The sequence below is a fragment of the Kitasatospora sp. CB02891 genome, assembly GCF_002803145.1.
Lineage (GTDB): Bacteria > Actinomycetota > Actinomycetes > Streptomycetales > Streptomycetaceae > Kitasatospora > Kitasatospora griseola.
On sequence record NZ_NNBO01000002.1, the window covers coordinates 508,949 to 528,237 of the forward strand.

General features: G+C 75.0%; 22 protein-coding genes. 9 read left to right on the forward strand and 13 right to left on the reverse strand.

Annotated features, from left to right (window positions below; translation table 11 throughout):
• Positions 1 to 8: 8 nt before the first annotated feature.
• The 4 genes from CG736_RS07705 to CG736_RS07720 form a co-directional block, all read right to left on the reverse strand.
• Entirely contained in the window at positions 9 to 1,580 is a 1,572-nt protein-coding gene (locus CG736_RS07705) for an SMI1/KNR4 family protein (RefSeq protein ID WP_100585404.1), read from the reverse strand.
• A 126-nt stretch (positions 1,581 to 1,706) separates the two neighbouring features.
• Positions 1,707 to 2,483, reverse strand: a complete 777-nt coding sequence (locus CG736_RS07710) for a hypothetical protein (RefSeq protein ID WP_100585405.1) — start codon at positions 2,481 to 2,483, stop codon at positions 1,707 to 1,709.
• Positions 2,484 to 2,539: 56 nt separating this feature from the next.
• On the reverse strand, positions 2,540 to 3,475 hold the full coding sequence (locus CG736_RS07715; RefSeq protein ID WP_100585406.1) for a serine/threonine dehydratase: 936 nt from the start codon (positions 3,473 to 3,475) through the stop codon (positions 2,540 to 2,542).
• 164 nt (positions 3,476 to 3,639) lie between these two features.
• Entirely contained in the window at positions 3,640 to 4,311 is a 672-nt protein-coding gene (locus CG736_RS07720; protein ID WP_100585407.1) for a DUF5701 family protein, read from the reverse strand.
• Positions 4,312 to 4,542: 231 nt separating this feature from the next.
• On the opposite strand from CG736_RS07720, the gene CG736_RS07725 reads away from it, so the two are divergent.
• Positions 4,543 to 5,895 carry a deoxyribodipyrimidine photo-lyase gene (locus tag CG736_RS07725; protein ID WP_100585408.1) on the forward strand — a complete coding sequence of 451 codons (1,353 nt, stop codon included), beginning with the start codon at positions 4,543 to 4,545 and terminating at the stop codon, positions 5,893 to 5,895.
• Between the two features lie 7 nt (positions 5,896 to 5,902).
• On the opposite strand, the gene CG736_RS07730 is transcribed toward CG736_RS07725, so the two are convergent.
• Complete coding sequence (locus tag CG736_RS07730; RefSeq protein WP_100585409.1) at positions 5,903 to 6,709, reverse strand: VOC family protein; 807 nt, start codon at positions 6,707 to 6,709, stop codon at positions 5,903 to 5,905.
• Positions 6,710 to 6,996: 287 nt separating this feature from the next.
• On the opposite strand from CG736_RS07730, the gene CG736_RS07735 reads away from it, so the two are divergent.
• Positions 6,997 to 7,437 carry an STAS domain-containing protein gene (locus CG736_RS07735; RefSeq protein ID WP_100585410.1) on the forward strand — a complete coding sequence of 147 codons (441 nt, stop codon included), beginning with the start codon at positions 6,997 to 6,999 and terminating at the stop codon, positions 7,435 to 7,437.
• A 170-nt stretch (positions 7,438 to 7,607) separates the two neighbouring features.
• Here CG736_RS07735 and CG736_RS07740 read toward each other — a convergent pair whose 3' ends face one another.
• A complete protein-coding gene (locus CG736_RS07740; RefSeq protein ID WP_100585411.1) occupies positions 7,608 to 9,218 on the reverse strand; it encodes a sigma-70 family RNA polymerase sigma factor in 1,611 nt (536 codons plus the stop codon).
• A gap of 246 nt (positions 9,219 to 9,464) precedes the next feature.
• Complete coding sequence (locus CG736_RS07745) at positions 9,465 to 10,244, reverse strand: alpha/beta fold hydrolase (protein ID WP_100585626.1); 780 nt, start codon at positions 10,242 to 10,244, stop codon at positions 9,465 to 9,467.
• A gap of 219 nt (positions 10,245 to 10,463) precedes the next feature.
• On the opposite strand from CG736_RS07745, the gene CG736_RS07750 reads away from it, so the two are divergent.
• Complete coding sequence (locus CG736_RS07750; RefSeq protein ID WP_232733862.1) at positions 10,464 to 10,799, forward strand: hypothetical protein; 336 nt, start codon at positions 10,464 to 10,466, stop codon at positions 10,797 to 10,799.
• Positions 10,796 to 11,398 carry a LysE family transporter gene (locus tag CG736_RS07755; protein ID WP_157815465.1) on the forward strand — a complete coding sequence of 201 codons (603 nt, stop codon included), beginning with the start codon at positions 10,796 to 10,798 and terminating at the stop codon, positions 11,396 to 11,398. Before CG736_RS07750 ends, CG736_RS07755 begins: the two co-directional genes overlap by 4 nt.
• 143 nt (positions 11,399 to 11,541) lie before the next feature.
• Here the strand turns inward: CG736_RS07755 and CG736_RS07760 are convergent, their stop codons facing one another.
• Positions 11,542 to 11,820 (reverse strand): hypothetical protein, encoded by a 279-nt coding sequence (locus CG736_RS07760; protein WP_100585413.1) that lies wholly within the window; start codon positions 11,818 to 11,820, stop codon positions 11,542 to 11,544.
• Positions 11,821 to 11,882: 62 nt separating this feature from the next.
• On the opposite strand from CG736_RS07760, the gene CG736_RS07765 reads away from it, so the two are divergent.
• On the forward strand, positions 11,883 to 12,809 hold the full coding sequence (locus CG736_RS07765) for an aminoglycoside phosphotransferase family protein (RefSeq protein WP_100585414.1): 927 nt from the start codon (positions 11,883 to 11,885) through the stop codon (positions 12,807 to 12,809).
• Positions 12,810 to 12,818: 9 nt separating this feature from the next.
• On the opposite strand, the gene CG736_RS07770 is transcribed toward CG736_RS07765, so the two are convergent.
• On the reverse strand, positions 12,819 to 13,595 hold the full coding sequence (locus tag CG736_RS07770) for a MerR family transcriptional regulator (RefSeq protein WP_100585415.1): 777 nt from the start codon (positions 13,593 to 13,595) through the stop codon (positions 12,819 to 12,821).
• Entirely contained in the window at positions 13,592 to 14,689 is a 1,098-nt protein-coding gene (locus CG736_RS07775) for a serine hydrolase (RefSeq protein WP_100585416.1), read from the reverse strand. The genes CG736_RS07770 and CG736_RS07775 overlap by 4 nt, the downstream gene beginning before the upstream one ends.
• A 136-nt stretch (positions 14,690 to 14,825) precedes the next feature.
• On the opposite strand from CG736_RS07775, the gene CG736_RS07780 reads away from it, so the two are divergent.
• A complete protein-coding gene (locus CG736_RS07780) occupies positions 14,826 to 15,476 on the forward strand; it encodes a class I SAM-dependent methyltransferase (protein WP_100585417.1) in 651 nt (216 codons plus the stop codon).
• 9 nt (positions 15,477 to 15,485) lie between these two features.
• Here CG736_RS07780 and CG736_RS07785 read toward each other — a convergent pair whose 3' ends face one another.
• Both CG736_RS07785 and CG736_RS07790 read right to left on the reverse strand, forming a co-directional pair.
• Entirely contained in the window at positions 15,486 to 15,758 is a 273-nt protein-coding gene (locus CG736_RS07785; protein ID WP_043907991.1) for a helix-turn-helix transcriptional regulator, read from the reverse strand.
• Between the two features lie 58 nt (positions 15,759 to 15,816).
• Positions 15,817 to 16,272: a nuclear transport factor 2 family protein gene (locus CG736_RS07790; RefSeq protein ID WP_100585418.1), complete on the reverse strand. Its 456-nt coding sequence runs from the start codon at positions 16,270 to 16,272 to the stop codon at positions 15,817 to 15,819.
• A gap of 154 nt (positions 16,273 to 16,426) precedes the next feature.
• Here CG736_RS07790 and CG736_RS07795 point away from each other — a divergent pair, with 154 nt between their 5' ends.
• The 3 genes from CG736_RS07795 to CG736_RS07805 all read left to right on the forward strand — a co-directional run bounded on the left by CG736_RS07795 (position 16,427) and on the right by CG736_RS07805 (position 18,788).
• Positions 16,427 to 17,011, forward strand: a complete 585-nt coding sequence (locus CG736_RS07795; RefSeq protein ID WP_100585419.1) for a TetR/AcrR family transcriptional regulator — start codon at positions 16,427 to 16,429, stop codon at positions 17,009 to 17,011.
• Positions 17,012 to 17,110: 99 nt separating this feature from the next.
• Positions 17,111 to 17,878 (forward strand): type I methionyl aminopeptidase, encoded by a 768-nt coding sequence (gene map, locus CG736_RS07800; RefSeq protein ID WP_100585420.1) that lies wholly within the window; start codon positions 17,111 to 17,113, stop codon positions 17,876 to 17,878.
• Positions 17,879 to 18,377: 499 nt separating this feature from the next.
• Entirely contained in the window at positions 18,378 to 18,788 is a 411-nt protein-coding gene (locus tag CG736_RS07805) for a transglycosylase family protein (protein WP_198520392.1), read from the forward strand.
• Between the two features lie 108 nt (positions 18,789 to 18,896).
• Here the strand turns inward: CG736_RS07805 and CG736_RS07810 are convergent, their stop codons facing one another.
• Positions 18,897 to 19,253: an immunity 51 family protein gene (locus CG736_RS07810; protein ID WP_100585627.1), complete on the reverse strand. Its 357-nt coding sequence runs from the start codon at positions 19,251 to 19,253 to the stop codon at positions 18,897 to 18,899.
• Positions 19,254 to 19,289 lie beyond the last annotated feature (36 nt).

Consider the following 19,289-nt stretch of genomic DNA (forward strand, 5'->3'; position numbering starts at 1 on the left):
CCGGACGGCTACCGGGCGGGGGCGCGGTGGACGTCGAGTCGACGCTGCCCGGCTGCGCCCGCGGCGCGCCAGTCGGTCCAGCGGCCCGCCGACACGGCCGCCAGCAGGTCGAAGACCTCACCGACCCGGTCGACCGCGACAGCCAGGGCGCACAACCGGTCCACCAGCGCCGGATCCGGGACGCCGGCGGCGGCCGCGCTGTGCAGGGCCCGCACCAGGGCGACGGTGGCCGCGATGCGTTCGGGGCCGGACAGCTCCCCGGCGAGCAGCCCGTCGAGGGCCTCCGCGTCCGCGGGGAGCGCGGCGATCTCCAGCAGGGGGCGCAGCGCGGCGGCGTCCGGGACGGGCATCCGGTCCAGGCAGCGCTGCCGCCGCCCGGCGTCGAGGCGGGCGAGGGCGTTCAGGACGGCCCACCGCTCGCTGTCCGGGCGCCGGGCGTCCGACGCGGTGGGGACGGGCAGGGGCCCGGGCTCCGCGTCCAGCAGTTCGGCGGCCAGGGCCAGGTTGACGGCGCTGCGCCCGTCGTCCGGGACGGTGTCGGTCTCGTGGGCGGCCAGTTCGGCCCAGCGCCCGGCCAGGATCAGCGCCGCGGGTCGGCCGCGCGGGTCCGGCAGGGCCAGGAGGTGCTCGGCGGCCTCCGGGTCCGGGGTGGCCCGCAGCAGTTCGTCCCGCACCCGCCCGGAGAACCAGGGCGCGAGGCTTCCGTAGGTGTGCCCGGCCGGGAAGCCGTGCGCCCGGGGGCTGCGCAGCCGCAGCTGGGCGTCCTGCAGGTCCGTGGGGTCGAGCCGGTCGCAGGCCCGCTCGGCCGCGGCCCGCCGCACGCGGCGGCACAGCACGGCGATCGTCAGGTCGAGGAAGTCCCCCGGGGCCGGGTCGGCCGGGCCGGCCTCCGGTGCGGGGAACCACGGCAGCTCGGCGAGCGGCAGCCATTCCTGGGCGTTGACGAACGATCCGAGGGTGTAGTCCTGGTAGGGGTCCTCGGTCTCGTCGGCCAGGTGGATCAGCTCGCCGTCGTTGCCGAAGCTGTCGAGCCAGACCGTGCCCGCCCAGGGGCCGTTGAGCACCAGCCGGGCCAGGAAGTGGCTGCGGGTCGCGCCCAGGAGCAGGGTGCCGTCCGTGTGCCGGGCGCCCGCCGGGAGGTCGTAGAAGGCGTCCTCCGGATCGTCGAGCCAGCCGTAGAACTCGCCCGGTCCGTCCTCGAAGAAGTCGGTCCCCTCGGTCTCCTCCCAGTCGGTGATCTGTGCCGACAGGCCGGCCCAGGGGCGGTCGAGGGGGAAGGGCTCGGCGGGCCGCGGGCCCTTCTGCTCGGCGACGAGCCGTCCGGCGTACGACATCAGCAGGTGGGCGGGCTCGCCGAACTCCAGCAGGTACCGGCGGTAGTTCTCCGGCAGCCGCAGCCCCAGCCGGGTCTCCGCCGCCACCACCTCGGCCTCCGTCAACGCGCAGAAGCCGGTCCGCCACACCTCGCCGTCGCCCGGCCGCAGGGCGGCCCATTGGGCCATCAGTTCGCGTATGCGGGCCAGGCGCCGGTCGATCCGCTCGTCGTCCAGCGGTTGCCGGGACACGGGCTCAGCAGTCATCACAGGGTCCTCGGAAGTAAGGGGGAGGGGGCCGTTGCGGGATGCGTACAAGGGGGACGAACTCCGCCGACAGCGGGCCCGGTCGAGTGGCGCCGCCCCGCACGGGCGAGGCGGCGGGTGCGGGAGTCAGGGGCGGGGGCCGGCCGCCAGGGGGCTCAGGCGGACGACGGCGAGGTCGAGCTGGCCGAAGCCGTCCTCCCAGCCGATGACCGGCTCGCAGCCGAAGTCGTCGAGGCCCCAGGCCGGGGCGTCCTCGACCATCGGCATCAGGCCCTCCTCGCCGTCGGTGAGGAAGTACGCGAGGTGGGCGCGCAGTCCGGGGTGCTCGACGGCGGCGAGGTCCTCCTCCCAGTCGTCGGCGGGGGTGGCCTCGAACGGCACCAGGTCCTCGGGGGAGCGGCCGGTGTCGAGCGCGGCGCGGAACGCGTCCAGCAGGGTGCCGTCGGAGCGCAGCCGGGCGAAGAAGACCGCCCAACTGCCCTGGTGGTCGGCCAGGTCGACGCCGTGCTCGACCACCAGCGGGGCGAGGTCCGCGCCCCGGATCAGGCCCTCGGCGAAGCAGGCCGCGGCGACGGCGGAGGCGAACGGCTCCGGCAGGGCCGGCGAATCGCGGTCGGCCGGTATCGCGAAGATCGAACCGGCGGCGTCGAACACCGGGGTGCGCTCGCTGTCGTCGAACAACGAGCAGTCCCAGCGCACCGGTTCGGCGCCGCTCAGCGCCTGCGGCCGCACCCACGCGGCGTCCCGGTCGAACTCGACCTCGTGGATCAGGTTGCCGCCGACGCCTGCGGCGTACACCGCGTCCGGGTCGTACTCGTGCAGGGGCCGGCCGAGCATCACCGCGAAGGCGTCGGCGAGTTGACGGTCCCAGCCGCTCGCGGCCGGGGTGTGGTGTGAGGTCATGGGCGGCACCGTAGTGCCGCCGTCCGACAGTCGGAAAATCGAGAGCTGACGCGGTGTCAGGCGAGCGTGCCCGGGTCGGTGTTGGCCCCGCACAGCACCACGCACACCCGCTCGCCCTCGGCGGGCCGGTACGCGCCGCCGGTGAGGGCGGCGAGCGCCGTCGAGGCGGCGTGCTCGACCGCCAGACGGTGGCCGTCCCACAGGAGTCGGCGGGCGCGGACGATCTCGGAGTCGGCGACCAGGGCGGTGCGCACGCCGTCCTGGCGGGCGGCCCACAGGGCGGCCGCGGAGGCCCGCCGGGCGCCGAGGGCGTCGGCGGCGACCGAGTCGACGGGGACGTCCACCGGGCGGCCCGCCGCCACCGCGGCGTGCAGGGCCTGCGAACCCTCCGGCTCGACGGCGACGGTGCGCACCCCGTGCTCGCGGGCCGCGGTGGCCACGCCCGCGAACAGGCCGCCGCCGCCGACCGACACCACCACCGTGTCCAGGGACGGGAGTTGACGGCGGATCTCGTCCAGCAGGGTGCCCGCGCCGGCCGCGACCAGCGGGTGGTCGTAGGCGTGCGAGGCGAGCGCCCCGGAGGACGCCGCGAACTCCTCGCAGGCCGCCAGCGCCTCCGCGTACTCGTGGCCAGCCAGCCGCACCTCGGCCCCGTAGCCGCGCAGCCGGGCCACCTTCACCGCCGGGGCGTTGGTGGGCAGGAACACGGTGGCCCGGACGCCCTGCTCCTGCGCCGCCCAGGCGCACGCCAGGCCGGCGTTGCCGCCGGACGCGATGGTGACGCCCGCGTCGGGGAGCGTGCCGGCCTCCCGGTGCGCCCGGATGAAGTTCTGCGCGCCCCGGGCCTTGAACGAGCCGGTGTGCTGGAGGAGTTCGAGCGCCGCCCAGACCTCCCCGCCGGCGACGTCGAGCGGGGCCACCGCGACGGGCCGGACCCGGCCGGCGATCCGGTCGCCGGCCGCCTTGATGTCGCCGTACGTGAGCTGGTGCACGCTGTCGCTCCTGTCGCATCGAGGGTGCGCGGGCCCGCGAGGCCCGCATCGGTCGAACCCGACCGTACCTTCCGGCCGCACCTCGCCGGTGCGGCGCGGTGGCGGGTCGCCGCTGCGGGCCGCGGTGACGGACGGCGGTGACGGCTGGCGGCTACGGATGGCGGCTACGGGTTGCGGCCCGTCGCGGACGCGAAGCCCAGCCAGGTGTGCCGGTTGCCCGCCCAGCACCAGCCGACCTTCGGGGCGTTGCGGCGCTCGCGGCCGTCCCGCCCGGTGCCGTTGCTGATCCAGATCGCCGGGGTGCGGGCGTCGAGCGTGCCGTTCGGCCGGCGCAGCCGGGAGCCGATGGTCATGAAGCAGCGACTGCGTGCCAGGACCTCGGGTTGTTGCAGCACCCAGTGGATGCCCTCGGTGAGCAGCAGCGGGGTGCGGTCCTCGGCCGCGAGGGCCGGCAGTGCCTCGTCGGGGCTCCAGTTGGCCATCCGGTCACCACGGTCGAGGCCGGTGACGAGGTAGAGCGGGGCGTCGGGCAGTTCGACGGTGTCCAGCGGGGCGAAGGCGTCGACGTCGGGCATGTCGACGACGACGAAGCCCGGCCTGCCGTCGCGGCGCAGCAGCGGCGCGAGCACGGAGGCGGGAGCGCGGTCCGGATGGACGGCGAGCAGGGCACCGTCGGCGGGCGCGGTGGTCTCGGCGGCCGCGGCGAAGGCGCGGAGTTCGGCGGCGGACAGGCCGACGATCTCGTGCACCCCCAGCTCGACCAGGCGTTCGGCCTGCACGCGGAGCGGCGTGAGGCGGGAGTGCGCGGCGGACATGGCGGGCGTGGCTTCGGGCATGGTGCTCCCAGGGCAGCGAGGCGACGGGACCTCGGAGGAACGAGGCGGCCCGCCGAGATGTTCCCGCGCGCGGCGTACCGTGCACGGGCAGTCGGCGTCCGGCGCTCATCCGCGGCGGTGTTCGCGCCGATGAGCAGAGGGGGACGGCCGTCCCCGGCGGCCCGCCCGGTCACTCCGGGCGACCGCTCGTTCCACGCCCCGCCGGGCCGACCATGGAAGCCGCGCACCGAGATGACCCTCGCCGTCGTCCTGTTCACCCAGGACCTGCGCCTGCACGACAACCCCGCCCTGTACGCCGCCCGCGCCGCGGCCGACCAGGTGGTGCCGCTGTTCGTCACCGACCCGGCGATCGCCGCCGCGGGCTTCGCCGCCCCCAACCGCCGTGCGTTCCTGGCCGGTTGCCTCACCGACCTGGACGCCTCGCTGCGCCGCCTCGGCGGCCGGCTGCTGGTGCGCGAGGGCGACACCGCCGAGCAGGCCGCCCGACTGGCCGCCGAACTCGGCGCGGTGGCCGTGCACGTCGCCGCCGGGGTCAGCGGCTACGCCCGGCGGCGCGAACAGCGGCTGCGCCGCGCACTCGGCGACCGCCTGCGGGTGCACGAGGGATCGCTGACGGCCGTGCCGCCCGGCGCGGTGACACCCGCGGGTCGCGACCACTACGCGGTGTTCACCCCGTACCAGCGGGCCTGGCAGCAGGTCGGCCGCCGCGCCCCGTTGCCCGTCCCGGGGCCGCTCAACACCCCAACGGGGTTGCAAGGAAGCGATATTGGCAGCGTGAAGCCCACCGCCGGCAGCCTGCCCGCGGCGGGCGAGAGCGCCGCCCGCCGGGCCTGGCAGCACTGGCGCGTCGCGCAGTACGCGCAGCTGCACGACGACCTGGCCGCCGACGGCACCTCGCACCTGTCGCCGTACCTGCATTTCGGCTGCCTGTCCGCGAACGAGCTGGTCCACCTCGCCGAACGGCGCGGCGGGCCCGGCGCGGAGGCGTTCGTCCGGCAGCTGGTGTGGCGCGACTTCCACCACCAGGTGCTGGCCGCCCGCCCGGCCGCCGCCCACGCGGACTACCGTACCCGGCACGACAGTTGGCGCACCGACGAGGCCGAGTTCGCCGCCTGGCAGCAGGGCCGCACCGGGTTCCCGATCGTCGACGCCGGGATGCGGCAGCTCGCCGAGACCGGCTGGATGCACAACCGGGCCCGGCTGCTCACGGCGAGCTTCCTGGCCAAGTCCCTGTACCTGGACTGGCGGCTCGGCGCCCGGCACTTCCTCGACCACCTGGTCGACGGCGATCTGGCGAACAACCAGCTGAACTGGCAGTGGGTGGCCGGCACCGGCACCGACACCCGCCCCAACCGGGTCCTCAACCCGCTTGCCCAGGCCGACCGTTACGATCCGGACGGCGCGTACGTCCGCCGCTGGGTGCCCGAACTGGCCGCGCTGTCCGGCCGGGAGATCCACCGCCCCTGGCGGGCCCGGCGCCGACCGGCCGACTACCCCGCCCCGCTGATCGCCCCCGAGAGCACCGGAGTCCGCTTCCGCGAGGCGCGCGAGAGCCTCAAGGGCGATCAGGAAGAGGCGAATTGACGGTGCATCAGGATGCGGGAGCCTCCGCCGGGGTCATCAGCACGAAGTCCGCGCCCGCGCCGTCCGCGCACACCGCCATCCGTCCGATGCCGGGCGCGTCCGCCGGGCCCATCAGCACCTCGCCGCCCTTGGTGCGCACGGTCGCGGCGGCCGCGTCGCAGTCGGATACCGTGAACACCGGGTGCCAGGACGGCAGGCCCCGGGACAGCGACAGCTGCTCCGGCGGCACCTGCAGGACACCGCCGTGCATCCGCTCGGCGGGCTGCCCGGCCGGGGTGACGATGGTGTAGGTCTCGCCCCCGCCGCCCGGCATCTTCATGTCCTCGCGCTGCCAGCCGAACACCGTCTCGTAGAACGCCAGCGCCGCCGACGCGTCCGTGGTGTACAGCTCCGTCCAGCACAGCGCGCCCGGGTCGTCGGTCGCCTCCAGGCCGCGCGCCCGGCCCGGCGTCCAGGCCGCGAACTGGCCGCCCTGCGGGTCGGTGAACTGCGCCACCGACGCCCAGCCGTCCGCGTCCTGCGGCTCCACCCGCACCGTGCCGCCCGCCCGCAGGACGGAGGCGGCGGTCTCGTGGACGTCCGGGGTGAAGAAGTAGACCATCCACGCCGAGCGGGCGCCCCGCTCGGTGAGCAGCCCGATCCCGGCGGCCGTGCGACCGTCCGAGGTGGCCAGCCCGAACGCGCCGTCGGAGCCCTCCATCGGCGCGAACTCCCAACCCAGCACCGCACTGTAGAAGTCCCCGGCGGCGGACACGTCCGGCGCGCCGAGGTCCAGCCAGCACGGTGAACCGGGCACGAAGTCGGTGGTGATCATGGCGGTCTCCCTTCGCCGGGCACTCCCTACCCAGCCTGTCACCGGCCCCCGCCCGGCGCGTCCCGGCCCGGACGGCGGGCGACGTTCTCCGGTACCGCCAAGCGGAGGAAATCCTGTGCAGATCGTCGGGTGGAGCATGGAATTCGACCGTCGAACGGAGCCCGGGCATGACATTTCGCGGAAATTCCTCCCTCTGACCGCGAAATCGTCACCAGGAACAGGGTTCGGGCCGCCGGAATCGGGCAGAGGCCGCATACCCCCAGCGAAACCACGAGAAAGGCACCAGAGTGGCACTGAGCGTGAGCTACGGGGAGCGATACGGCTGGACGGTCGTCCAGGTCGCCGGCGAGGTGGACATCAGCGGGGTCTCGGCACTCCGCGAGCGCCTGCAACGACTGGTCACCGAAGGCTGTCTGCGCATGGTGGTGGACATCAGCCGGGTCGACTTCTGCGACTCCACCGGATTCGCCGTCCTGGTCGCCACCCGCCGCATGCTGTCCTCCCGCGGCGGCCGGCTCCGGCTGGTCCTCCCCGGCCCCGAGACCCACACCCGCAAGATCCTCCAACTCTTCGGCATCCAGCGGATCTTCGACGTCCACGACTCGGTCGACGACGCCCTCGCCGACCTGCGCGAGACGGTCATGAACGAGACCAGGCCGCCCGCGGCCGCGGACGGCGCCGAGGCCGTCCCACGCCCCCGCGAGGGCAGCCGCGCCGTCGCCGACTGACCCGCACCGACCCGCCCGGCGGGCGGGCGGCCGTCAACGGCGACGGCCGCACCCGCAGCGGCAACCGTCCGTGCGCAGCGGCGACGGCGACGGCAGCGGCGACCCCGCAGCGTCGACGACGCCCGCGCACCACCCGGATCGGCAGCAGCCTCGGTGGCCGCGGGGCCCCGTCAGCCCGGAGTGCCGAAATCCTGCGTCCACCAGGGCCCACCCGTGCCCTGGTGCACCCCCACGCCCAGCTCGGTGAACGCGCAGTTCAGGATGTTCGCCCGGTGGCCCGGGCTGTTCATCCAGCCGGCCATCACCGCGGCGGCGTCCTTCTGGCCGCGCGCGATGTTCTCGCCCCAGCCGCTCCACTGGTACCCGGCGGCGTCGATCCGCTCCTCCGGACCCTCGCCGTCCGGGTTGGTGTGGTCGAAGAACGCGCGCTCCGCCATGTCGTCCGACTGCTCCTGGGCCGCCGCCGTCAGCTGCCCGTTCGCCCTGACCGCTTTACAACCCGCCTGCGCACGCTGGGAGTTGACCAGATCCAGCACCTGCTGCCCGAGATCCGCCATCCGCTTCGCGGCCGGCGTCGAGGTGGACCGCGGGGAGGCCGTCGCGGACGGCGCCTTGCCGGCCACGGACGCCGACGGCGAAGCCGACGCCGACGGCTTCGCGCTCGGGGAGGCGGACGAGGACGGGGCGGCGGACGGCGACGGCGCGGTGCCGCCCGCCGGGACGGCCAGCGCCTCCACCTGCTCGGGACCGGCCGCCGCCGGCTGCCGCGCCGCTTCCGGCGCGCCCGTCGTCGAGGACGACTCCGGCAGGCCGACCGCCACCAGCAGCCCCACCGCGACCGTCACCACCACCCCGCCGCCCACCAGCACCCGCTGCGGGCCGCGACGCGCCGCCGCCCGCCGGCCGTGCCGGGACCCCGCCCGGTGCGAACCGCCGCGCGGCCCGCCGTCCGCAGGCCCGCGCCGGTGCGGGACCGCGCCCTGCGCCGAACCCGCGGGCTCCAGCGGCAGCGCGGCTAGACTGTCCGGCAGCGGCACCATCGCCAGACCCGCCAGCAGCCCCTCGGCCGGCATCAGCCCGCGCCGGTGCTCGCCGCACCCCGCGCACTCGCGCACATGACGGCCGATCCGCTTGCGCCACAGCGCACTCGGCACGCCGTCCCAACCCGCCGTCAACTCCGCCAGCCACGTGCACACCGGCACCGCGGCCAGCGCCCGCACCGCCACCCGGGCCGCCTCCAGCTGACCCTTCATCCGCTGCACCCGCACCGCCGCGTGCTGCGGCGACACCTCCAGCGCCGCCGCCAGCTCCGCCCGGGACAGCTCGCCCGCCGCCTCCAGCCACCACAGCGCCAACAGGTCCCGGTCGCCCTCGTCCAGCCAGCGGGTCGCCTCCGCGACCTCCCGCCGCTGCTCCGACAGCCCCAGCCGGACGATCGTCAGCCCGACGAAGTCCGCCGCCGGGTCCGCGACCGCCACCGGGTCCGGCATCTGGCGCGCCGCGCCCTCGACGTCCTCGTCCCGGAACCGGCGGCGCACCTGGTTCAGCGCGATGGCCACCAGCCAACTGCGGAACCCGGCCGGATCCCGCAGCCCCGACAGCCCGTCGACCGCCCGCAGCATGGTCTCCTGCACCACGTCGTCGGTGTCCGGATGCCCCGACAGCGCCCGGCCCACCACGTTGTACACCAGCGGCAGGTGGCCGCCCACCAGCTCCGCCACCGCCTGCCGGTCGCCGTGCTGGGCCCGACCGACCAGCGTCGCCACCTGCCCACTGTCCACAGCCCTGACCGTCCTCGTGTTCTCGCGTCGTGCCCTCACACCCCTCGGAGATCCACCGGCGGCCGGCGGATAACGGAAAAGTGCGGGGCAATCTCCCGACCTGGGGAAATCTCCCCGATCAGGGCCGGAGACGACCCTACGACCTGGCGGACGGGCCGTGTCACGAGGGTCGGGCGGCGCCGGTGGGGGTTCATCCGGGCCGCCCGGGTTCTTCGGCCGGTCGGCGGCACGGCCGGTCGGGGCAGGTCAGGGGCGTCCGCGCACGGTCACCTTCCGGACCGCCGCCAGGACCGCGTCCGGCGCCCGCAGCGGCGGCAGGTGGTCGACGCCCGGCAGCCGTACCAGTTCGCAGCCGAGCCGCTCGGCGGTCCGCTCGGCGCAGTCGATCGCCGGGGGACGGTCGAGGTCGCCGATCAGCACCACCGCGGGCAGGCCGGACAGTTCGCCGAGCCGGTCGAAGACCGGTGGGTCGGGCCGCTGGTGGACGTCCTCGCCGGGCCAGGCCCGGGCGGCGGAACGCAGTTGGGCCGTGGCCTGCGGGTCCGCACCGGCCGCCGCCCACTCACGCAGGCCGAAGGCGGTCAGCCCCGCCACGTCGCCGGCGGCCACCAGCCGGTCGTACTCGGCGTCCGACTCCGGTTCGGCCGGCCACGGGTAGCCGACCACGCCGGGGCAGAGCAGCGTCAGCGACGCCACCCGCCCCGGATATCGGAGAGCGAAGCCGAGGGACGTTCCGCCGCCCATGCTGCAGCCGACCAGATGGACCCGGTCGAGCCCGAAGCCGTCCAGCACCGCGTGCAGGTCGGCGAGGTTCGAGTACCCGGCGACGGGCTCCGGCGAGCGCCCGTAGCCGCGCACGTCGTACCGGACCAGCCGGTGCTGCGCGGCGAGTTCGGGCCACAGGCCGTCCCAGATCCGGGAGTCGCCCACCCCGGGGTGCAGCAGCACCAGGGGCGGGCCGTCGCCCCCGCTGTCCTCGGCCCAGACGGCGCCGTCGCCGAGTTCGATCAGTCCGTTCGAAGTCATGGCGGCCATTGTCGGAGCCGATTCGGCGGCCCCGCACCCGAATTCGTCGCGCCCCTGCCGCTCCCGCCGACCTGCGGCGTTCCGCCCATCGGGCGGCCGGTGACCCGTCCAGGCGGGCAGGTCGGGCGGCGACGGCGGCGGATCCTCGGCCGTCGGCCCGTCATCAGGTATGACTGACGGACTGTCGGATGTCGCGGGTGGCCTGGAGGAGGCACGGTGATGGACTGTCGGGACGGCTGGCGCAGGGCGCTGGAGGCGGGGTTCTCGATCGGGTCGGTGGGATCGTTCCTGTCGATCGGATCGGCGTACTCCGTGCTGTCGATCGGTTCGGTGGGATCGGCGCTGTCGCTCGGCAGCGTCGGCTCCGCGTGCTCGGCGCTGTCGGTGGGCTCCTGGCGCAGCGCCGCGTCCGTGCTCTCGGCGGAGTCGGTGCTCGCCCTGCTGTCGTACCGCTCGGTGCTGGCGGTGCGGGCCGCGCACCGGCGCGGCGAGTGTTCCGACCGGTCGAAAATGAGGTGCAGGCGGTCGGGCCGGGACGCCATCGTGGAGGAATGACGACAGGCGCGGCGGTCGAAGGCGTGGTGGCCGGACTCGGGGTGGCGGTGCCGCTCGGCGCGGTCGGCGTGCTGCTGCTGCAGGAGGGCCGCCGCGGCTGGGCCCCCGCCGCCGGCGGGGCGACGGCGGTCGCGGCGGTCGACGGCGGGTACGCCGCGGTCGCCGTGCTGGCCGGCTCCCGGGTCGCCCACCTGCTGGCCGGCCACGAGACCGCGGTGCGGGTCGTCTCCGCGCTGCTGCTCGGCGCGATCGCCGTCCACGGGCTGCTGGGCCTGTGCCGCACCGTCGAGCCCACGGACGCCCCGTCACCCGGGGGCGCCGCCCGCGCCTTCGCCCGCTTCACGCTGCTCACCCTCGTCAACCCGACCACCGTGGTCTACTTCACCGCCCTGATCGCCGCCCGCGGCTCGGACACCGGCGCCGGCGCGACCGCCTTCGTCACCGGTGTCTTCCTCGCCTCGCTTGCCTGGCAGCACCTCCTCGCCGCCGCGGGCGCGTTCGCCGGCGCGAAGCTCGGCCCCCGGCTGCGCCGCTCCACCTACGCGGCGGGCTACGGCCTGGTCGCCGTGCTCGCGCTGCGGATGGCTCTCCGCGGCTGAACGGGCAGTGGCTGCCGGTGTTGTGACTGGTGATCAGGTGTCGGAAATCGGTTGCGGACGGGCCGCCAGGACCCCGCCCTGTGGGACGGCCTGCGCCGACCGGACCGCGGCCTTCGGCCGACCTGCTTGCCGTGCTCGGGAGTTCAGGTCGAGGGCTGCTCGGCGAGGCCGGCAGCGACGGGGAAGGACGCCAGGAACTCGCGCCGCTGCGGCGACGGCTCGGCCTCGGCCAGGTCGGAGAGGACCCGCAGGAGCCGGTCGCGCTGGTCCCGGGGCAGTCGGGTCAGTGTCCAGCTCGCGCTCTCCAGCAGCTTCACCGCGTAGTCGGGGTCGACCACGTCGTCGTCGCACTCGTCGAGGGACCGGACGAGGTCGACGACGACTCCGGCCAGGACGGCGAGCAGCGGGTCCGTGTCTGTCATTCCGGCAGGCTACCCGGCCCTCGTGACAGCGGTCGGCGACGGGCAGCCCGTAGGGTGCAGGCGTGATCGGGATACCGGAGGAGTTCGCGCGGACCGTCGTGGCGCGGGAGGGCGAGGCCGGGCGGGAGTGGCTGGCCGGGCTGCCCGGGTTGGTCGGGGAGCTGGGGGAGCGGTGGGAGTGCCGGCCGGACGGGGCGGTGGGGCACGGGCAGGTCGGAATCGTGGTCCCGGTGAAGGTGATTGACGGCGCGTCGGCCGTGCTGAAGGTCTCCTTCCCGCACCCCGGCAATGTGCACGAGCCGGACGCCCTCGACGTCTGGGGCGGTCGCGGGGCGGTGCGGCTGCACCGGCGCGACGACCCGCGGTTCGCCATGCTGCTGGAGCGGGCCGACCGGCGCACGCTCGCCGATCGTCCGGAGGTGGGCGTGGACGAGGCCGTCGCCGTCGCCGGTCGCCTCGCCCGGAGGCTCGCGGTGGCCGCGCCGCCGGGCCTGCCGAGGCTGAGCGACCGGGCCGGGCAGTGGGCGGAGCGGCTCCGCGACGACGCCGACAGGCTGCCCCGGCCGCTGCCGCGCCGGGTGGTGGACGCCGCGATCGCCACCGTTCGCGAGCTCGGGCCCGACCAGCCCGACACCCTCGTCCACGGCGACCTGCACTTCGCCAACATCCTGCGGGCCGAGCGCGAACCCTGGCTGGCCGTCGACCCCAAGGGCCAGGCCGGCGACCCCGCGTTCGACGCCGTCGCCCTGATCCGCAGCCGGTTCGAGGACCTGCTCGCCGCGGACGACCTGCACCGTGCGGTGCTGCGCCGGCTGGCGATCTGGGCGGAGGCCGCCGAACTCGACCACGAGCGGGTCCGCCGGTGGGCGCAGGCCCGCGCGGTGCGCGCCGCGCACTGGGGGCGGGAGCACGGCGATCCGGACTGGCTGGTCGAATTCACCGACCGGATCGCCGAGTTGCTGTGCTGCTCGGCGCCGGGCCGGGGGTGAGGGCTCGCCTCAGCGCTGCGGCAGGGGGACGCCCGCCGCGCGAAGCCTGGCCTCGGTGAGTGCGGTCAGTCGGGCCGCGACCGGCGCCCGGTCCTCGCGGTGGTTGTTGATCAGCCGGTACTGGGCCGGGGCGTTCGCCCAGGCCCGCAGGCTGGCGTGATCCCCGAGCAGCGCGGGGTCGGCGAGGTAGCGGTCGGCCATGGCGGTCGCGAGTTCCTCGATTCTCGGATCGTCCGGCTGCCAGCTCTCGGCCTCCCAGGCGCGTCTGGTCAGCTCGACGAACTCCCGGTCGTGCAGCCCCCGTTCGAGCTGACGCAGGAAGCCGTCGAAGCCGGCCGGGACCAGCGCCCGGGCCAGCACCAGGGCCTCGCGCTGCGCGGCCACGTAGCCGGGGTCGAGGCCGAGGTCGCGCATCCGGTCCAGGACCGCGCAGGCGCGGTCGGGCAGCAGGGCCCGGTCGCCGTCGGCGAGCCGCTGCAAGGTGTCGCGGCGGGCGACCAACTCGTCGATGCGTTCGGTGAGTTGCCGCCCGACATCGGCGAGCGCCGCGCCGAACTGCGCGGCCTCGGCGTCGAGCACGGCCCCGATCCCGGCGAGCGGCACGCCCGCGGCGGCCAGCGTCCGGACCTGCACCAGCTGAAGCAACTCCGCGGACCCGTACCGGCGGTAGCCGGAGCTGTCCCGCTCCGGCTCCGCGACCAGGCCGAGCCGGTGGTAGTGCCGCACCGTCTTCACCGTGACACCGACGAAGGCCGCCGCCCGACCGATCGTCACTCCGTTGCTCATCGGGCCAGTGTGCCGCAGAACACCGCGTCGACGAGCCGCTGTTGGGCGGTCAGGAACGCGGGGGCGATCGTGAGGTCGGCGTCGTCCACCCAGGTCAGCCCGGCGGTCAGGGTCCGGGCGCCGTCGGCCGTGCCGTACATCAGCGCCGCCGAGCCCATGGTGGCGCCGTTGTGGTGGTAGACGGTCCCGGCGTCCGTCTGCTGGGCGAACACCCCCAGGCCGTAGCCGGCCGTCGCCTCCGGCGCGCGCATCTCGGCCAGCAGCTCGGCGGGCAGCAGCCGGCCGCCCATCAGTGCGGAGAAGTAGGTGTGCAGGTCGCGCGTGGTCGAGATCAGATCGCCGCCGGCGCCGACCCAGGACGGGTTCTGCCGGGTGACGTCGACGATCCGCTCCCGCCCGGCGTCCGGGTAGCGGTAGTAGCTGCGGTTGTGCGGCTCGGGGAGCTCGGGCGAGACGCCCGGCGCGACGGTGCCGGTCAGCCCCAGCGGACCCAGCACCAGCCGCTGCAGCTCCACCGCGAACGGGCGGCCGGTGACCCGCTCGATCACCAGCCGGGCCAGCACGTAGTTGGTGTTGGCGTAGCTCCAGCCCGCGCCCGGCGCGAACCGCGGCGGCCGGGACAGCGACAGTCGCACCAGGTCCTCGGGCAGGTAGGTCCGGAAGCGGCCCGCCACCCACTCCTTGCCCTGCCAGGGGACGCCCAGGACGATCGTCCCGTCCTCGTAGAGCTCGCCGGTGTGGTTGAAGATCCCGCTGGTGTGCTGCAGCAGCATCCGCACCGTGATCCGCCCGTCGAGGCCGAACCCGGGCAGGTGGTCGCCGGCCGGGTCGTCCAGGCCGAGCCGGCCCTCGGCGACCAGCAGGAGCACCACGGCCGCGACCAGGTTCTTGGTGGTGCTGCCGATGCGGAAGTGCCCGTCGACCGTCGGCCCGGCGCTGCGGTCCAACGCGCGCGAACCGCCGCCGCCGACCCATTCGCCCCGTTCGTCGTTCACCCGGAGCCGGACCCCGACGAAACCGGACTCGACCAACTCCCCGATCACTCGCTGGAGTTCAGGGCGCTCCGGCCCCCGGTCGGACACAGTGGTGGACATGCTGTTCGGCTCCTTCGCATCGTGTTGCCGGATCGGCGCGGCGCCGATGCGAGGAGCCTCCACCCTGCCCCGAGGTCAACCTCAACCGTGACCCGGCCCACACCCGGTTGTCGGCGGCCGGTGGGACAGTGCTCCGATGGACACCCGTCTGCACGCCATCGCCGAGTACTGGAACGACGCCGCCCCCGCCTTCGACCAGGAGCCCGACCACGGGCTGACCGCCGAGGCCACCCGGCAGGCCTGGGAGCGGAGACTGCGCGCGTGGGTGCCCGACGGGCCGCTGGACGTGCTCGACGCGGGCTGCGGCACCGGGTCGCTGTCGCGGCTGCTGGCGGAGGCCGGGCACCGGGTGACGGGGGTCGACCTGGCGGCCGGCATGGTCGAACGGGCCCGGGCGAAGCTGGCCGGTGCGGGACTGCCCGGCCGGTTCCTGGTCGGCGACGCGTCGCGGCCGCCGGTGGGCGCCGAACGGTTCGACGCGCTGCTCTGCCGCCACCTGCTGTGGACGCTGCCCGACCCGGACGCGGCGCTGCGCCACTGGACGACCCTGCTGCGCCCCGGCGGCCGGCTGGTGCTGATCGAGGGCCGCTGGCGCGAGGCGGTCACCGAGCCGTACACCCCGGGCGCGGGCGAACTGCCCTGGGCCGGCGGCGCGAGCGCCGATCAACTGGCCCGTGCGGTAAGGCCGTTGGTGCGCGAGCTGCGGGTGGAACCACTGTCGGCGGACGCCGCACTGTGGGGCGGCCCGGTGGCGGACGAGCGGTACGCCGTGGTGGCGACCGTCTGACGCCCCCGGTCAGCCGGCGGCGCGCCGGTCGTCGGCGACCACGCCCAGCCAGACCTGCGCGGCGTCGTCCAACGGCACGTCGAGCGCGGCGCACAGGCCGACCACGGTGCCGAAACCGGGGCTGGGGAGCCGACCCATCTCGATCTTGCGGAGGGTCTCGGGGGAGATGCCGGCGCTCTGCGCGACGGCGACCGGGTCACGGCCGGCCCTGGTTTCGCGGAACAACGCGCCCAGACGCCGGCCGGCCTCGATCTGCTCGGGGGTGAGGGGGACTCGCACCATGCCGCCACGCTACTGAACGCGGCGGCCCCGCGTCGCATCGCCCGGGAGGCAGCCGGTCTCAGCGCACCGGCAGCTCCGGTTCGTCGTCCTGCCGGGGTCCGAGGATGCGGCGGTCGGCGGCGTCGATCCGGACGTCGTCGATGCTCGCCTCGCGCCGCCGCATCAGCCCGTGCGCGTCGAACTCCCACAGCTCGTTGCCGTGGCTGCGCCACCACTGGCCCTCGTCGTCGTGCCACTCGTACTGGAAGCGGACGGCGATCCGGTCGCCGTCGAACGCCCACAGGTTCTTGCGCAGCGCGTACTCGTGCTCGCGGGCCCACTTGGCGGTGAGGAAGGCGACGATCTCGGCGCGGCCGGTGAGGAAGGCGTCGCGGTTGCGCCACACCGAGTCGGATGTGTAGGCGAGGGCGACGCGCTGCGGGTCGCGGCTGTTCCAGGCGTCCTCGGCGGCCCGGACCTTGGCGAGGGCGGTGTCGCGGGTGAACGGCGGGCGGGGCGGGCGGTCCTCGGTCATGGCGGGCTCCTCGAAGGGTGGGAGAGGTGGAGAACGCACGTTCTCGACCAGCAGTGGGCGCTAGGGTAGGGAACGACCGTTCTCCACGTCAATCCGTCGCCGTCGATTCGTCACCGTCAATCCGTCACCGTCGATCCGCCGCAGGAGTGCGCCGATGCCCGCCCCGCTCACCGAGGAACAGGCCCGCCAGGACCACGAGAAACTGCTCGACGCCGCCGAGGCACTGTTCTACGAGAAGGGCATCCGGGCCGTCGGCATGGACGAGGTTCGGGCCGCCTCCGGGCTGCCGCTCAAGCGCATCTACCGCCTGCACCCCACCAAGGACGACCTGGTGGTGGCCGTGCTGCGCCGGCGGGACGGGCGCTGGCGCGGGCGGCTGGTCGCGGCCGCCGAGGCGCACGCCGACCCGCGGGCCCGACTGCTGGCCGCGTTCGACTGGCTGGCCGGGTGGTGCGCCGAACCGGGCTTCCGGGGCTGCGCCTGGATCAACGCCTTCGGCGAACTGGGCCCCGCCTCGCCGGCCGTGCTCGCCGAGGTCCGCTCCCACAAGGAGGCCTTCCACCGGCACCTGGCCGACTGGTCCGGCGCCGCCGGCCTCGCCGAGCCGGCGCCCGTCCAGCTGCTTGCCGAGGGCGCCATCGTCACCGCCGCGATCTCCGGCAGTCCCGACCCGGCCCGGCAGGCGCGTGCCGCCGTCGAGGCGATGTTGGCGGGCGGCGGCCCCCGGAGCGGTATTTAAATACCGCTCTGCTGCTAGGGTGTCCCCGTCCCGCCGGTATTCAAATACCGGCAGCGTCATCGAGTGGGCGGCGCGCCGCCGCTGTTCAGGAGCTGTGTCGTGATCGAGTACAAGACCCCGCAGGCGATCGAGAAGATGGCCGTCACCGGCCGGTTCGTGGCCGAGACGCTGGCCGAGCTGTCGGGCCTGGTCGAGCCCGGCCGCCAGGTGATGGACCTGGAGCACCGGGCCCGGAAGCTGGTCGAGAAGCGCGGGGCGGTCTCCTGCTACTGGGACTACGCGCCGTCGTTCGGCCGCGGGCCCTTCCGCAACGTGATCTGCCTGTCGGTGAACGACGCGGTGCTGCACGGGCAGCCGCACCCCTATGTGCTGCGCGACGGGGACGTGATCAGCCTGGACTTCGCGGTGTCCATCGACGGCTGGGTCGCCGACTCCGCCGTCACGGTCGTCGCGGGCGCGGCAGCCGAGCAGGACGTCCGGCTGATCGACTCCACCCGGGCCGCGCTGGACGCGGCGATCGCCGCGGCCGTGCCCGGCAACCGGATCGGCGACCTCTCGGCGGCCATCGCCGAGGTCGGCCACGGGGCCGGCTACCGGATCAACACCGACTTCGGCGGCCACGGCCTGGGCCGCACCATGCACGAGGACCCGCACGTCGCCAACGTCGGCCGCCCCGGGCGCGGCCTGGAACTGCGCCCCGGGCTGACCCTGGCGCTGGAGCCGTGGTGGTGCACCGGCACGGCGGAGCTGCGGACCGACCGGGACGGCTGGACGCTGCGGTCGGCGGACGGCTCGCGCGGGGCGCACTCCGAGCACACCGTGGCGATCACCGAGGACGGGCCGCGAGTGCTCACCGCACTGTCCTGAGACGGCATTTCGGCCACGCCGGGTCAACGGGAAGTGGGCGGAGCGTGACCGTTGTGGCCCGGCCCATAGCCCGGAGGCGGGTCGGTCGACGGTCGGCCACCGCCGGGTCGCGCGGCGTGTGCGGTTCCCCGGCGGAAGGGGTCCAAAGCCGGTGAGGCCGGTCACAGGACGCGCGGGCCGGGCCCGAGAAATCGCGGGGCAGTGCGCCCCGGAACCCCGATGTACCGCCGGTAACGCGGCTCTGACCTGCGCAGACCTTCGAATGCTTGGACATCGGCCGAAACGCCCGTAACTTCGTAACCAGTGCAGGGCGCACTACCCGGGATCACCCGACACCAACGCCCCGGAACGGCCACCGAGCCGGACCGAACGGGCAGGGTGACCGCGACGGAGAGCATGTCGGCAAGCGACGGCCCCGTCCGATCCACAAGCGTGAAACAGCCGGCCCGCCAGGGCCCTGGTTCCGCCTTGCCTGCCCGGGGCAGCCGAAAGGAATCGCATGATCTTCCGTAACGAGACCGCCGCCGCCACGACCGCCACCACCGCCAAGAAGGGGAGCCGCACCCGCAGCCGCGTCCGCGCCGCCATCGTGGCGGGCTCCGCCGTGGCCGTCCTGCCGGTGGCCGGTCTCCTTACGGCGACCTCGGCCCACGCCGCCGACGCGTCCACCTGGGACAAGGTCGCGCAGTGCGAGTCGACCGGCAACTGGTCCATCAACACCGGCAACGGTTTCTACGGCGGCCTGCAGTTCACCTCCTCCACCTGGGCCGCGTACGGCGGCACCGCCTACGCGCCGCAGGCCAACCAGGCCACCAAGGCGCAGCAGATCGACGTCGCCGAGAAGGTGCTCGCCTCCCAGGGCCCCGGCGCCTGGCCGGTGTGCTCCGTCAAGGCCGGCCTGACCCGCTGACCCGGTGACGCGCTGACCCCGCGGGACCACCCGCACCCGCCGACGGCCGCTCCCTCCTTCCCGGAGGGAGCGGCCGTCGGCGTTTCCGCGTCCGCCCGGGCGCACGGATCAGTCGAACCAGTCGGGCTCGGCGGCGTCGATCAGCTCGCGCAGCGTCGGCCGGTCGCGGAACGCCGCGGACAGCAGCGCGCCGAGCTCGCGCAGGGCCTCCGCGTCCTGGCCGTACGCGACGAACATGCCGGCCTCCGGGTCGTACCGGAACCGGCCCTCCAGCTGCGGGGCGCGCGAACGCACCGCGGAGCGGGCCACCGCCTCCCAGCCGTAGCCGCCGTTGTCCTGACCGGCGGCCTCGAACACCTCGTCCACCTCGACCATCCGATCGTCCGTCAGCATCAGACAGTACGAGCCGGGGCGGTGGTCGTACTCGAAGAACCTCAGCGGGGCGTACGTCTCACGATCAGTCATGATCCGGACGGTACCGGCGGCCACCGACACCTCGCC